At 68.0% G+C, this 553-nt stretch carries 1 protein-coding gene; it reads right to left on the bottom strand.

Annotation, left to right across the window (positions count from 1 at the left end; translation table 11 throughout):
- The coding region (locus QMO76_RS35205) for a DUF222 domain-containing protein (RefSeq protein WP_306365703.1) at nt 1-553 on the bottom strand (553 nt) is incomplete at both ends.

Below are 553 nucleotides of genomic sequence, written 5' to 3'. Positions count from 1 at the left end.
GCATCCGGGATCGACATCACCGACCCCGACCCGGTGCGGGCGTACCCCGACCCCGACTGCAACTCCGCCAGGCTCAACGTCAGGACCACCGACACCGGCACACCCCGATGACTACCCAGGTTCTCCGGACCACCCCCAGCGGCGAGAAACGCCTTGACCGCGTCATGATTACGCTGCCCCGCACTGCGCCGATCCCGCCCCGCCGCCGCTTCGACGGTGTCTTGGTCGATCGTGCCGGGTCCCATACGGGGACTGTCGGGGTCTTCGGGATTGCACATCCCCGGGCGTGCCCACTTGGCCAGCACCACATCCAACAACGCCCGCAGCTGCGGGTCGAGCACACCCCGGATCTCGCTCATGCCATCGACACGCTGCTTACCCAACAGCAGTTCCCGGCGTCGAGCACGGTCGTCGTCGCTGGTGAGCACCCCATCAGGGTCCAGGCAGGTCAACAGCACCTGTCCGACCTTGCCCACATACTCCGGCGGCATCTCGGTGGCCGCCCGCGCGAGCTGCTGCTCGGCCTCGACCTTCGACTCTTCGGCGACCGCGT

It is taken from the genome of Nocardia sp. CC227C (assembly GCF_030767025.1).
In the GTDB taxonomy this organism is placed as follows: Bacteria; Actinomycetota; Actinomycetes; order Mycobacteriales; family Mycobacteriaceae; genus Nocardia.
Note: the sequence above shows the minus strand (reverse complement) of the source record. Positions and strands in the feature narration are given on the sequence as shown.